General features: G+C 56.2%; 7 protein-coding genes. 4 read left to right on the forward strand and 3 right to left on the reverse strand.

Annotation, left to right across the window (positions count from 1 at the left end; all coding sequences use genetic code 11):
* Window positions 1–8: 8 nt before the first annotated feature.
* Entirely contained in the window at window positions 9–602 is a 594-nt protein-coding gene (locus Y71_RS06325; RefSeq protein ID WP_007370673.1) for a helix-turn-helix domain-containing protein, read from the forward strand.
* Window positions 603–700: 98 nt separating this feature from the next.
* Here Y71_RS06325 and flhC read toward each other — a convergent pair whose 3' ends face one another.
* The 3 genes from flhC to Y71_RS06340 form a co-directional block, all read right to left on the reverse strand.
* Window positions 701–1,243 carry a flagellar transcriptional regulator FlhC gene (gene flhC, locus Y71_RS06330; protein ID WP_007370674.1) on the reverse strand — a complete coding sequence of 181 codons (543 nt, stop codon included), beginning with the start codon at window positions 1,241–1,243 and terminating at the stop codon, window positions 701–703.
* An 11-nt stretch (window positions 1,244–1,254) separates the two neighbouring features.
* Entirely contained in the window at window positions 1,255–1,596 is a 342-nt protein-coding gene (gene flhD, locus Y71_RS06335) for a flagellar transcriptional regulator FlhD (protein WP_007370675.1), read from the reverse strand.
* Between the two features lie 535 nt (window positions 1,597–2,131).
* Window positions 2,132–6,058: a PKD domain-containing protein gene (locus tag Y71_RS06340; protein WP_081120712.1), complete on the reverse strand. Its 3,927-nt coding sequence runs from the start codon at window positions 6,056–6,058 to the stop codon at window positions 2,132–2,134.
* A gap of 382 nt (window positions 6,059–6,440) precedes the next feature.
* Between Y71_RS06340 and Y71_RS06345 the strand changes: the two genes are divergently transcribed.
* The 3 genes from Y71_RS06345 to Y71_RS06355 are packed head-to-tail and all read left to right on the forward strand — an operon-like array spanning window position 6,441 to window position 13,974.
* Window positions 6,441–7,682, forward strand: a complete 1,242-nt coding sequence (locus Y71_RS06345) for an MdtA/MuxA family multidrug efflux RND transporter periplasmic adaptor subunit (RefSeq protein ID WP_035942108.1) — start codon at window positions 6,441–6,443, stop codon at window positions 7,680–7,682.
* The gene (locus Y71_RS06350) at window positions 7,679–10,876 is read left to right on the forward strand and encodes an efflux RND transporter permease subunit (protein WP_007370682.1); all 3,198 of its coding nucleotides are present in this window, start codon (window positions 7,679–7,681) and stop codon (window positions 10,874–10,876) included. Before Y71_RS06345 ends, Y71_RS06350 begins: the two co-directional genes overlap by 4 nt.
* Entirely contained in the window at window positions 10,873–13,974 is a 3,102-nt protein-coding gene (locus Y71_RS06355) for a multidrug efflux RND transporter permease subunit (RefSeq protein ID WP_007370683.1), read from the forward strand. Before Y71_RS06350 ends, Y71_RS06355 begins: the two co-directional genes overlap by 4 nt.
* Window positions 13,975–13,976 lie beyond the last annotated feature (2 nt).

Genomic DNA, 13,976 nt, shown 5'->3' on the forward strand with positions numbered 1-13,976 from the left:
CGGGAGCTATGAACGGAAAATTATCATTAGCAGCTGCACATGTGTTGGTTCACAGTGGGGATATTTTTGCTGCATCAGGTCTTATCAAGTTAATTAAACTCTATCGACCCAGTTTGAAGGTCTACCATATTCGCCGCGCGGAGGAGATGCGTCAGGTGAAAAATAACAGACTACGGCTGGTGGTAGGGATTGCGACAGATGCAACCAACGTCGGGGATATGTCGCATCTGTTTGATAATATGCGCAAGGAAAATGCAAATTTACCCTGTGTGTTATTAGGGGATAGCGGTAATTCACTCTTGTCCGCATTATTTCCGGAGATTCCGGTAATGGGACTGAATGCATCAATGACGGAAATCTTTGAGTTTCTGGCAAGCCACCTGGCGAGAAAAAACAGGCTTCCTCAACGCAGAACCACGACTACGCCGCTGCTTACGCTGCGTCAACGCGAAGTGCTTCGTATGCTGGCCTGTGGCGCGAGCGCGCAGCAGGTTTCTGACTCTCTGGGGATCAGCCTGAAAACGGCTTATGTTCACCGACGTGATATTCTGATGCGCCTGAATATTTGTCCTACCTATTATCGCGGTATGTTTACCGAATAACGATAAAACGCGACGGCCTCGCATTTTCAGGATTTTCCTGAATATGCGAGGCCGCCGAAAACGTTTCAAGCACGGTATTAATATTTATCCCGACAAACTTACGCAGAAGCTGACTGATTTAATCTGTCGCTTTTTTTCATGGCCCGCGATGGCGGAACACATAAGCTACAGGTAAAACCGTTAAACATATGTTCTGGCGTGGTGATAAATTTCCCTTTGCATTCGCTGCATTCGGTCTGTTTTATCATGCCGTTATCAATAAACCGTAAGAGTGTCCACGCCCGCGTGAGATCCAGTACCGGCTTTTCCTCTGCATCCGCTAAACCTTGCGCCAGATAAATACGGTATGCTTTCAGCATCAGTTCTACCGGGCGACCAGATACAGATTTTTTGATGAAACAATAAATATTATAAAAAATAGAAGAATGAATATTCTGTTCCCAGGCCATATACCAGTCCGCAGAGAACGGCAATATACCTTTTGAGGGTGAACAGCCTTTCAGTTCTTTATAAAGTTTCAACAGCTTGCGACGACTGAGGCCAGTTTCGCTCTCCAGAACCTGCATTCTGGCGCCAAAAGTAATTAACTCAATGGCGATTTGCGCGTCCCTGATTTCAGACATAATGCTTTTATCACACATCATGTCATCCCTCATGCGGCTTTGCTTTCGTTGTCTTCAGAAAGCAAATTGCTCGATAAAATAATGCCAGTATGAAAACGCTGAAGCGCATCGATACGGGATTCTTTTGTCAAACAAGCAATCAGTGCTTCATCATCAATACGCAGTCGGCTAATTAACTGACCGGTTGATGACAATTTAATGAGCTGCGGAAGAGATAACCCCTTGATGGTTTCCATCGTGGTTTCGTTCAACCCAAGGTGAAAACCTGCCGCAATGTTATCTTCGCGAATCAGACGCTGTGCCAGTAACAGATAGGACAGGTTCAGATCCTCAATAGACTGCATTTGCTCATTCATATTTTGTTCGTGCATGTGTTTGCTCCTGAGAACAACATGTCAACAATCTGTTAACGATGTTTTTCTTAATTTAATAAAAGCGAGCAACCACTTATTTCGACAATAAAAAAACAAATAACAATTTAATAATAAATGAACTTCATACTACGGCGCATCATAGTGCGCTTATTGAGTAGTTTCTTAAGGGAGTATTCTTAAGACGAAAATAAGGATACACAAAAGAAAGTCGGCTAACAATACAATTGAAAGTAAAAAAGTAGGCGTTTCGTTAGTTTAAATAGATGGTGGCGGCAGTTTTCTTCTCTTTTTCAACAGGATGCATTTATTTGGTGAATATTCTTGATATTAATAATTTAGCGGCGCTAAATGATAAGGAAATACATTCTTATCTATTTGATGTGTTTGCGTAAATGAAGTTACAGGATAAATGTTAATGAATTTTAATAGGCTGTTACTTATTGGCTGAATATAAATTCAGATGTTGCGCGGTATTAACAAAATGCATAAAAAAGGCGATGACGGATATCATCGCCTTTGATAACCAGATGACTTAGTTAGAGAGTTTCCACGCCATTCCCCAGTTCAGACCGACGCCCGGCTCATAATGCAGCTGAGAAAACTCACCGGCCTGAGAACACCAGCCTGCAACAACGCACTCAAAGTTTTTGCCTTTGTGCGTCACCACATCACCGGCTTTATACGCGGTGCCGAAGGCCCACTGCGGGTAGCCGCCGTCATCATTGCTGGCCTGCGCCGCAACGGTGATGGTCTTCGTCAGCACGCGGGATTGCGTTCCGGCTTTCACCGTGACATTCACCGCCAGGGTTTGCGGCTGGCTGGTTTTGGCGACGGTAAAGCGCTGGGACGCGAGGCCATTGCTGCCGCCCTGCGCGCCTGCTGGCAGCGACCAGTTATAGGTTGGCGCGCTGGTTGCTGCTTGTGCGGAGGTGACGAAGCCGTTGAAGGTCACGCTGTCGCCGTTATCCGTGGAGGAGAGCGTCATTTGCAGCGCGTTAATAAACGCGGCATCGGTGTTCGGCACCTCTTTCGCCGGAACGGTGATGGTCTTCGTCAGCACGCGGGATTGCGTTCCGGCTTTCACCGTGACATTCACCGCCAGGGTTTGCGGCTGGCTGGTTTTGGCGACGGTAAAGCGCTGGGACGCGAGGCCATTGCTGCCGCCCTGCGCGCCTGCTGGCAGCGACCAGTTGTAGGTTGGCGCGCTGGTTGCTGCTTGTGCGGAAGTAACGTTGCCGCTGAAGGTCACGCTGTCGTCGTTGTCGGTGGAGGAGAGCGTCATTTGCAGCGCGTTAATAAACGCGGCATCGGTGTTCGTCACTTCTTTCGCCGGAACGGTGATGGTCTTCGTCAGCACGCGGGATTGCGTTCCGGCTTTCACCGTGACATTCACCGCCAGGGTTTGCGGCTGGCTGGTTTTGGCGACGGTAAAGCGCTGGGACGCGAGGCCATTGCTGCCGCCCTGCGCACCTGCTGGCAGCGACCAGTTATAGGTTGGCGCGCTGGTTGCAGCTTGTGCGGAAGTAACGTTGCCGTTGAAGGTCACGCTGTCGCCGTTATCGGTAGTGGAGAACGCCATTTGCAGCGCGTTAATAAACGCGGCGTCGTTGTTCTGCACGGTTTCACCGATCACTTTGATCGTGTGTGTCGCGGTGGCGGTACGGGTGCCCTGCGCGGTGTTGGTGGCGGTCACTTCAGCCACATAGTCACCAGCTGTCAGTCCAGACTGGATCTGGCCGCTCTGATCGATGCCGTTGCTGACCACCTGGCCGCCCTTCAGCAGACGCCAGGCATAGCCTGCCTGCTCGAAGTTCGCCTGGGTATACAGTTTCGCCGGGCTGGCGGTATCCATGCTTTTCACACCGGCAATGACGACTGCCGGTTTCGCCACCACGATGACCACTTCTGTGGAAGTGGCTTTGCCATTGCTGTTGGTGGCCGTCACCTGGAAGCGCGCCTGAGTGTCGCCCGCATTCGCCGGTACAGAGATGATGGTACGGTCGCTGGTGCTACCGCCGAGGCGAATGTTGCTGTTACCGGAAATGAATTTCCACTCCCAGGCGACGTTGGTCTGATCGCTGCTGGCAACAACCGGGTAGCTCCAGGCCATATTGCTGGCAACGGTGTTGATAATGCGACGATCGACGTTGAGGACCGGTGCTTTGTCGTTTTCGCCGTCGTTGCTGGTCAGCGCCGGAACGGTAAGCGTCTGCGCCAGCACGCGGGATTCGGTACCGGCGTTCACCGTGACGTTCACCGTCAGCGTTTGCGGCTGGCTGGTTTTGGTGATGGTGAAACGCTGGGAAGGCAGGCCGTCAGTGCTGCCCTGTGCGCCCGCTGGCAGCGCCCAGTGATAAGACGGCGTGCTGGTCGCCGCTTGTGTGGAAGTGACGTTGCCGTTGAAGGTCACGCTGCGTTCGTTATCGGTGGCGGAAATCGCCATCTGCAATGCCTGAATGAAGGCGGCATCGTTGTTCTGTACCGCTTCACCGGTCACATTAATACTGTGGCGGGTGGTGGCCGTGCGCGTGCCCTGCGCGGTATTGGTGGCCGTCACTTCTGCCATATAGTTGCCCGCAGGCAGACCGGCTTTGATCTGGCCGTTCTGATCGATGCCGCCAGTCACTGGCTGGCCATTTTTCAGCAACTGCCAGGCATAGCTTGCCTGCTCAAAGTTTGCCTGAGCGAACATTCTGGCCGGGCTGTTGGTGTCCATGCTGTCCACGCCGACGATAACCACCGTCGGTTGTGTAACAACGATCGTGACGTCGGTGGTGGAGGATTTACCGCTGCCGTTGGTCGCCGTCACCTGGAAACGCGCCTGAGTATCGCCCACGTTGCCCGGGACGATAATCGAGGTGCTGTCGCTGCTGGTATTGCTCAGGCGGATGCTGCTGTCGCCGGAAATGAATTTCCACTCCCAGGAGACGTTGGCCTGATCGCTGCTGGCGGTCACCGGATAGCTCCAGTTTGTGCTGGTGGCAACGGTATTGATGGTGGCGCGATCGACGCTGATAACCGGCGCTTCATCGGAGATGACTTCGCCGTCCAGCTCAAGGATCTTCTCGACCGCTCTGCCCATATCCGGTTGGGTACCGATAAGCGTGGAGGTATTACCCGCAAGCGGAGTGCCCGTGTCATGAATGATGTCTCGCATCTGGCGTGGGGTAACGGTTTTGCCGTGCGCTTTGGCGATACTGGAGAGGCTGGCAACGGCCCCGGCGATAATCGGGTTAGCCGACGAGGTACCGTTGAACTGCCAGGTATAGGTTTCGTTGGCATTCGGTCTGGCGAGATCACCATAGCCGGTACTGGTGACATATAAACCCCAGCTTGCGCTGGTGACACGGCTGCCGTAGTTACTGAAGCTGGCGCGCATGCTGTCTACCGGGTTGATTGCGCCCGCAAGAATGGCGCCGGAATCGCGTTTTTTGAGATCGAAAAGGCCGCCGAAGGCGCTGTTATCGAGGTCAATATTGCCATTGGCAGCGGCTTCAATCACGTGTACGCCTTTGTCGGTCAGCGCTTTCAGCACATCAAAGTACGCCTGCTGGCTTTCGAGCGGCAGAGCGCACACGTCGGCACAGCCAACCTGCTGACCACCGGCAATCTCAAAACCAATCTGCACCACGTCCCCGGCTTGCAGACGCGGAATGGCGTTATAGAGTTGATCGCTGCCCGCTGCGGCGTACGCCATGCGCGTATTCCAGGCCAGGCCCTTCACGCCCGCACCGATATCCGTCGCTGCCATGATGCCCACCGATGCGGTGTCATGGTCCGTCATCGCCTGGTTGTTATTCGGTGTACCCAGAATAAAGGCCGCTTTGGGCAGGTTAATATGGTTCTGGTTCCACATGCCCAGCTCATGGGACAAGATCGTGACGTTGGCACCCTCATGACCTTCAAACTGATTTACGCTGTCGCGGTTCACGCCGCCGAGGCTGTAGGAGGGGGAAGAGTCATGTGGTCCTTTGGTGTAATACTGCAACGAGCGATAATCGATAACTTTCAGTTGCTTCGCGGCGCGCCCTGTCTTTACCGCATCTTCGTGCGGTATCAGTTCCGCTTCCGGATAAACCACTTCAACGTTGGCATTTTGTTTTAGCTCTTCGACGATGCCGTTGATATACGCGATATCACGTTTGCGTTCGTCCGGAATGGCAATGCGCAGGTAGCGGTCAAAACCGTACTTCGCATCCAGCGCCTGCAACTCACTTATTTCTGTCCCGCGTGCGGTGGCGTGCTTAAATGCCGCGTTAACGCTAAGAGACGAATCGCCGAGCGCTAACAGCGCGGGCAGTTGCTGACGAGTGAGGCCGGAGGCGGCCTTCATTTTGACCATAATGGCCGGGTAAGTATTGCCTTTCCAAGCGATCTGAATAACCGGAATATTTTCCGCCAGCGCAGAGAAAGAGGGGAGTACTGCGCAGATCAGTAACGCCAATGATTTAATTTTCATTGCTCAAATTGTCCATAAATTATGTTTTCCCGATGCGGGAGTATTATTCGGAGGGGATAAACGTCTGAATATGGGAAATAGCTTCGATAGTGGTAGGGTTATGGAGCTGCGGGTAAAGAATCTGTCGACCCGGCTGAGATATTTTTATTTGTCTGTGAGAGCATTCTGTATTTTTGTCAGGGACAGGAAAAGAACTGTTTAATATTATTAAATTTGATTTATTTCCTTAATGTTATTGATTTGAATTATATTGAAATAAATTGAAATATCGCCAAAGTAATTATCTTCATAATTTCATGTGAGTTTAACCGGGCATAACCGGCGACAGGTTTTCCCCTGGCCGGGTAGCAGCGACTTTTTTCCCGTCCACCAGAAGAATTCAATGAAAACGAACGTATCCCCGAGCAATGGCTCCCGCTGGCTCAAATGGCTAATAGTGTTGATTTTGGTGTTGATTACAGCCGGTGTGGTGTGGCGTCTGCTGCCTGTGGGGAAAGGGCCCGGCGGTGATTTCCCTCCAGGCGGCGGGCCGCACGGGCACGGAGGATCTGGTGGTCCGATGGCGAGGCTGGGTGCCGGAACTACGCTGGTGCATAGCGGTACAGCAAGCGCGGCGGATGTGCCGGTCTACCTGAATGCGCTTGGCACCGTGATCCCCAACGCGTCGGTCACTGTCACCAGCCGGGTGGACGGGCAACTGGAAAACGTGTTCTTCACCGAAGGGCAAAAAGTGGAAGCCGGGCAGTTGCTGGCGCAGATCGATCCGCGCACTTACCAGGCAACGCTGAAACAGTACCAGGGCGAATTAAGCGAAAACAAAGCGTTGCTGCAAAGCGCAGAGCTGACGCTGGCGCGCTATCGCAAGCTGTATGCGCAGGACTCGCTGGCGCGCCAGGATCTGGATTCGCAAATCGCCACCGTCGGCCAGTATCGCGGTGCGGTGGCGTCCGACGAGGCGCAGATCGCCAGCGCGCAACTGAACATTGAGTACGCGCGTATTACCGCGCCGGTCAGCGGGCGCGTCGGCCTGCGGCTGGTCGATCCGGGCAATATGGTGCAAAGCTCCAGCACCACCGGGCTGGTGATCATTACCCAGATGCAGCCTGCGGCGGTGACCTTCAGCGTGCCGCAAAGCTATATTCCTGAACTGACGAAAACGCTGCACGCCGGCCAGACGTTACCTGCGACCGCTTTCGATGCCGACAACAACAGCGTGCTGGACGAGGGCGCGGTGAAATTCATCAGCAACCAGATCGACACCAGCACCGGCACGGTTACCCTGAAAGCGCTGTTCCCCAATCAGAACGAAGCGCTGTACGCCAACCAGTTTGTCAATCTGCGCTTGCAGACCCGCGTGCTGAAACAGGCCACGGTAGTGCCATCGCAGGCGCTGCAACTGAGCAGCGATGGCACCTTTGTCTGGCTGATCAACAAAGACAATACCGTTACCCGCAAAGCGGTGAAGACCGGCCCGGCATGGCAGAATAACCTGCAAGTGGTGCTCACCGGCGTTGCGCCGGGCGACAGGCTGGTAACCGAAGGGATCGATCGTCTTAGCACGGGCAGCAAAGTGTCGGTCGTGGATGAAAGCCCGGCGAAAACGGCGGCGGCCAGCGCGAAATGAACCCGTCACGTCTGTTTATTCAACGTCCGGTTGCCACCATTCTGTTAATGGTCGGCGTGCTGATCAGCGGTATTTTCGCCTACCGTTTTCTCTCCACCTCGGCGCTGCCGCAGGTTGATTACCCGACGATTCAGGTGACGACGCTTTATCCTGGCGCCAGCCCGGATGTGATGGCCTCGTCCGTCACTTCGCCGCTGGAGCGCCAGCTTGGGCAGATGGCGGGGCTCAGCCAGATGACCTCCTCCAGTTCCGGCGGTTCGTCGATCATCACCCTGAAGTTCTCGCTCGATCTGTCGCTGGACGTTGCCGAGCAGGAAGTGCAGGCGGCCATCAACGCCGCCAACAATTTGCTGCCGGGCGACCTGCCGAACCCGCCGACCTACAAAAAGGTGAACCCGGCGGATAACGCCGTCATCACGCTGGCGGCCAGCTCGGACACCTTACCGCTGACCAGCGTGCAGGATCTGGTCAACACCCGCGTGGCGCTGAAACTGTCGCAGATTTCCGGCGTCGGTATGGTGACGCTGGCGGGCGGCCATCAACCGGCGATTCGCGTGCAGATGGACCCGAAAGCGCTGGCGGCGCACGGCCTGACGCTGGAGGACGTCAATACGCTGATCGGCGACAGCAACGTCAACGGCTCGAAAGGGGGTTTTGACGGCCAGTACCATTCGGTCACCATCGATGCCAACGACCAACTGCGTACGGCGCAGGAGTACGGCAATCTGATTCTGACGTATCAGAACGGCGCCGCGCTGCGTCTGAAAGACATTGCCCATATTGAGCAGGGGCCGGAAAACAGCTTCCAGTCGGCGTGGGCCAATAACAGCCCGGCGATTGTCATCAGCGTGCAGCGCCAGCCCGGCGCGAATGTGATTCAGGTGGTGGACAGCATCAAAGCGCGTCTGCCGCAACTTCAGGCGGCGCTGCCGGATGGCGTGAAGATGAGCATTCTGTCGGATCGCACACAGACCATTCGCGACTCCATCAGCGATGTGCAGTTTGAGTTGATGCTGTCGATCGCGCTGGTGGTGATGGTGACCTTCCTGTTTCTGCGCAGCGTGGCGGCAACGCTCATTCCGAGCATCGCGGTGCCGCTGTCGCTGGTGGGCACGTTTGGCGTGATGTACCTCGCCGGTTTCAGTCTCAATAACCTGTCGCTGATGGCGCTGACTATCGCCACCGGTTTCGTCATTGACGATGCGATTGTGGTGGTGGAGAACATTTCCCGGCGGCTGGAGGAGGGCAAAACGCCGATGCAGGCGGCGCTGAAAGGCTCGCAGCAGATTGGCTTTACCATCATCTCGCTGACCTTTTCGCTGATTGCGGTGCTGATCCCGCTGCTGTTTATGGGCGATGTGGTCGGGCGGCTGTTCCGCGAATTCGCCATTACGCTGGCGGTTTCGATCCTCGTTTCGATGCTGGTGTCGCTGACCCTGACGCCGATGCTTTGTGCTTATCTGCTGCGGCATATTCCGCCGGAGCAGCAGTCGCGTTTTTCCCGCAAGGGCGGGGAACTGTTTGATCGGTTAATTCATTACTACGACCGTCTGCTGACCGTGGTGCTTAACCATCGCAAGTTAACGCTGCTGGTGGCGCTGGCAACCTTTGCGCTGACCGCCGTGCTCTATATCGCCATTCCGAAAAGCTTTTTCCCGGTGCAGGATACCGGGCTGATTCAGGGCGTGACCATTGCCTCGCAGGACGTATCGTTCAATGAAATGGCGAAGCGTCAGCAGGCGCTGGCGAACGTGATTTTGCAGAATCCGTCGGTGGAGAGCCTCTCTTCAACGATTGGGATTGATGGCAACAATACCAGCCTCAACAGCGGACGGTTGCAGATCAACCTGAAACCGTTCGCTGAGCGCAGCGATAAAGCGCCGGTGGTGATCAAACAGTTGCAGCAGGCGGCGCAGCAGGTGGTGGGTATTCAGCTCTACCTGCAACAGGCGCAGGATCTGACGGTCAACGACCAGGTGACACCCAGCCAGTATCAGTTCACCCTTGACGATGCCGACAGCGAAAATCTGCTCACTTGGGTGCCGAAGATGGTGGCGGCGTTGCAAAAACGCCCGGAATTTAACGGCGTGGTCAGCAACCTGCAATCGCAGGGGCGCGTGGCGTATGTTTCGCTGGATCGCGATAAAGCCTCCCGCTTTGGCATTACCGCTTCCGATGTGGATACGGCGCTGTATAACGCTTTTGGTCAGCGGCTGGTTTCGACCATTTTCACCCAGTCGAACCAGTATCGCGTGGTGCTGGAAGTCGCGCCGCAGTATCAGCAATCACCGGCCTCTTTTGATGATGTCTGGCTGCAACCGTCGACCAGCAGTGCCTCTTCGTCATCAGACAGCAGCTCGACCAGCACCTCGTCGTCCAGTAGCTCAACCAGCAGTAGCTCGACCAGTACGACCTCAACCAGCACCAGCGGTATGGTTCGCCTGACCTCCATTGCCACCATCCATCAGCGCACCGGTTCGCTGATGCATATGCGCCTGAACCAGTTCCCGGCGGCGATGATTTCGTTCAATCTGAATGACGGCTATTCGCTGGGGGACGGGCAAAAAGCAATTGCTGCGGTGAGCGAGCAGTTGCAGTTGCCTTCCAGCATGACCCTGCGCTACCAGGGGGAAACCGACGCCTTCCAGAGCGCCACCAGCAATACGCTGTGGCTGATCCTCGCGGCGCTGCTCACCATGTATGTGGTGCTCGGCATCCTGTATGAAAGTTTTATCCATCCGGTGACCATCCTCTCCACGCTGCCATCGGCAGCAGTGGGCGGTTTGCTGTCGCTGATGCTGGCCGGATCCGATTTCAGCCTGATTGCGCTGATCGGCGTGATCCTGCTGATCGGCATCGTGAAAAAGAACGCCATTATGATGATCGACTTTGCGCTGGAGGCCGAATACAAGCAGCGGCTCAGCCCGCGCGAGGCGATTCATCAGGCGTGTTTATTGCGCTTTCGACCGATCATGATGACCACCATGGCGGCGCTGCTTGGCGCGCTGCCGCTGATGCTGGCTTCCGGTTCGGGCGCGGAACTGCGCCAGCCGCTGGGGCTGGTGATTGTTGGCGGGCTGGTGGTCAGCCAGATGTTGACGCTGTTTACCACGCCGGTGATCTATTTGTTGTTTGATGACCTTGCCACGCGCGGTAGCCGCTGGATAAAACGTCGGCAGCAGGCGAAATCATGAACCTGACGCGTCTGTTTATCTTCCGCCCGGTCGCCACGCTGCTGATCACGCTGGCTATCCTGCTGCTGGGTAGCCTTGGATACCGGCTGTTGCCGGTCGCGCCGCTGCCGCAGGTCGATTTCCCGACCATTATGGTCAGCGCCAGCCTCGCCGGTGCCAGCCCGGAAACCATGGCGGCCACCGTCGCCACGCCGCTGGAGCGATCGCTTGGGCAGATCGCCGGTATTACCGAGATGACCTCCAGCAGTTCACAGGGATCGGCGAGCATTGTTTTGCAGTTCGATCTCGACCGCGATATCAACGGCGCCGCCCGTGACGTGCAGGCGGCAATTAATGCCGCGCGCAGCCTGCTGCCGAGCAGCATGGAGTCGCTGCCGACGTACCGCAAAGCCAACCCGTCTGATGCGCCGATCGTGATGCTGGCGCTCACCTCCGCGACGCGCTCGCCGGGCGAACTCTATGATCTGGCGGAAAGCAAAATTGAGCAGGCCATTGGGCAGGTGAAAGGCGTCGGGGAAGTGTCATTGATGGGCAGCGCCTTGCCCGCGGTGCGCATCGATCTGCAACCGCAGCGCCTGACGCAGTACGGCATTTCGCTCGACACCGTGCGCAAGGCTGTCGCCAACAGTACCTCCAATCTGCCGAAAGGCATGTTGCAGGGCGACACGCAATCCTGGGTGGTGGATGGCAACGGCCAGCTCGACAAAGCCGCGCAGTACCGCTCGTTGATCATTACCTATCAGAATGGCAAAGCGCTGCGCCTGAGCGATGTCGCCAACGTCTATGACTCGATCGAAGATAAATACCAGGCCGGTTTCCTCAATGGCAGCCCGTCGGTGATGCTGGGCATCAAGCGCCAGGCGGGCGCGAATATGCTGGAGACTATCGATGCGGTGAAAGCGCAGCTTCCGCAGCTTGAGAAAGATCTGCCCGCAGATACGCAGCTCAAAGTGGTGGTCGATCGTTCAGGTACGGTGCGCGAATCGCTGTATGACACCGAAGAGACATTGCTGATCGCCGTGCTGCTGGTGATCGCGGTGGTGTTTGTTTTTCTGCGCAATGCGCAGGCGGTGCTGATCCCGGCGCTGGCGCTGCCGGTGTCGCTGATTGGTACCTGCGCGGTGATGTATCTGCTCGGCTACAGCCTTGATAACCTCTCATTGATGGCGCTGATTATCTCCACCGGCTTTGTGGTTGATGACGCCATTGTGGTGCTGGAGAACATTGCCCGCCATATCGAAGAGGGGCTTAGCCCGTTACGTGCGGCCCTGCGCGGCGCGCGCGAGGTCAGTTTCACCGTACTGTCGATGACTGTTTCGCTGGTGGCGGTGTTTATTCCTATCCTGCTGATGGGCGGCATTATTGGCCGGCTGTTCCGCGAATTCGCCGTGACGCTCAGCGTGGCGCTGCTGATTTCGATGTTCGTCTCCCTCAGCCTGACGCCAATGTTGTGCTCGCGGTTGCTGAAAGCCAAACCCGCCGTCAATGAACGTCGTCATCCGCTGTACCAGTGGATTGAAAATCAGCTCAACCGCCTGCTGGCGGCCTACTCGCGGCGGCTGACGTGGGTGATGGAGCACCAGAAAGCGGTGATGTTAAGCCTGCTGCTCACCGTCATACTCAACGTGTTTCTCTACAGCGTGGTGCAGAAAGGTTTCTTCCCCGATCAGGACACCGGGCTGCTGATGGGCGCAGTGCGTGCCGATCAGAATATCTCCTTCCAGGCGATGGAGCCGAAAGTGCAGATGTTCACCAAACTGATCGAGGCCGATCCGGCGGTGGACAGCGTAATGTCATCGATGGGCAGCGGCATGTTCGGTTCGCGCAACAGCGCCAACTTCTTTGTCCGGCTGAAGGATTTTAGCCAGCGCGACGCCACCGCGACTGAAATCGCCAACCGGCTGAGCAGGCGAACCAGCCACGTGCCCGGTGCGCAAATGTTCCTGATGGCGGCGCAGGATCTGCACATTGGCGGGCGCAGTGCCAACGCCAGCTACCAGTACAGCCTGCAGGCTGACGATCTCGATTTACTGCGCGAGTGGACGCCAAAAGTACAGGCGGCACTGGCGGCGATCCCGCAACTGAACAGCGTGGATTCCGACTCGCAAACCGGCGGCCAGGAAGTGGTGTTGCAGATCGACCGCGATCGCGCCAGCCGCCTCGGCGTCAACGTCAGCATGCTCGATACCCTACTGAATAACGCGTTCAGCCAGCGGCAGATCGCCACTCTGTATCACACGCTGAATCAGTACCACGTGGTGATGACGCTCGCCGATAACTACACCCGCGATCCGGCGATATTGCAGGAGCTGTTTGTGATTAATGACGATGGCGACCGCGTGCCGCTGGCGGCATTTGTCTCGATTGTCAGCGGGAATGCGCCGCTGTCGGTGGCGCACCAGGGGCAGTCGGCGACCAGTACGGTAGCCTTTAACCTTAACGATGGCGTCTCGCTGGAGCAGGCGCAGAGCCTGATTAAAACCGCGATGGCGAAAATCGGTTTACCCGCATCGATTCAGGCCGGGTTCCAGGGCACGGCGAAAGCCTATGAGGAACTGGCGGCCACTATGCCGTGGCTGATCGTCGCTGCGCTGGCGGCGATCTATATCGTGTTGGGCATGCTGTACGAGAGCTACATCCATCCGCTGACGATCCTCTCCACGCTGCCGTCGGCAGGCGTTGGCGCGCTGCTGCTGTTACTGCTCAGCAATACCCAACTGACGGTGATCGCCCTGATCGGCATCATCCTGCTGATTGGCATCGTCAAGAAGAACGCCATCATGATGATCGACTTCGCGCTGGACGCCGAAAGGCGGCTGGGGATGACGCCGCAGCAGGCGATCGTGCAGGCCTGCCTGATGCGCTTTCGCCCGATCATGATGACCACTCTTGCCGCCTTTTTTGGTGCCTTGCCGCTGGCACTGGGCAGCGGCGGTGATGCCGATTTACGCAGCCCACTGGGGCTGGCGATTGCCGGTGGTCTGGCGCTCAGCCAGCTACTGACGCTGTTTACGACGCCGGTGGTTTACCTCTGGCTCGATACGCTTAGCCGCGCGACCCGCCGTCAGTGGCGTCGTCTGCGCCATGCAGGATCCTGATT

It is taken from the genome of Kosakonia radicincitans DSM 16656 (genome assembly GCF_000280495.2).
GTDB classification, from domain to species: domain Bacteria; phylum Pseudomonadota; class Gammaproteobacteria; order Enterobacterales; family Enterobacteriaceae; genus Kosakonia; species Kosakonia radicincitans.

Excerpts from the sequence above, each read along its gene's own strand:
- flhC (WP_007370674.1), bottom strand. The coding sequence starts at position 1,243 with ATGTGTGATAAAAGCATTATGTCTGAAATCAGGGACGCGCAAATCGCC.
- Y71_RS06355 (WP_007370683.1), top strand. The coding sequence starts at position 10,873 with ATGAACCTGACGCGTCTGTTTATCTTCCGCCCGGTCGCCACGCTGCTG.
- Y71_RS06350 (WP_007370682.1), top strand. The coding sequence starts at position 7,679 with ATGAACCCGTCACGTCTGTTTATTCAACGTCCGGTTGCCACCATTCTG.
- Y71_RS06345 (WP_035942108.1), top strand. The coding sequence starts at position 6,441 with ATGAAAACGAACGTATCCCCGAGCAATGGCTCCCGCTGGCTCAAATGG.
- Y71_RS06340 (WP_081120712.1), bottom strand. The coding sequence starts at position 6,058 with ATGAAAATTAAATCATTGGCGTTACTGATCTGCGCAGTACTCCCCTCT.
- flhD (WP_007370675.1), bottom strand. The coding sequence starts at position 1,596 with ATGCACGAACAAAATATGAATGAGCAAATGCAGTCTATTGAGGATCTG.
- Y71_RS06325 (WP_007370673.1), top strand. The coding sequence starts at position 9 with ATGAACGGAAAATTATCATTAGCAGCTGCACATGTGTTGGTTCACAGT.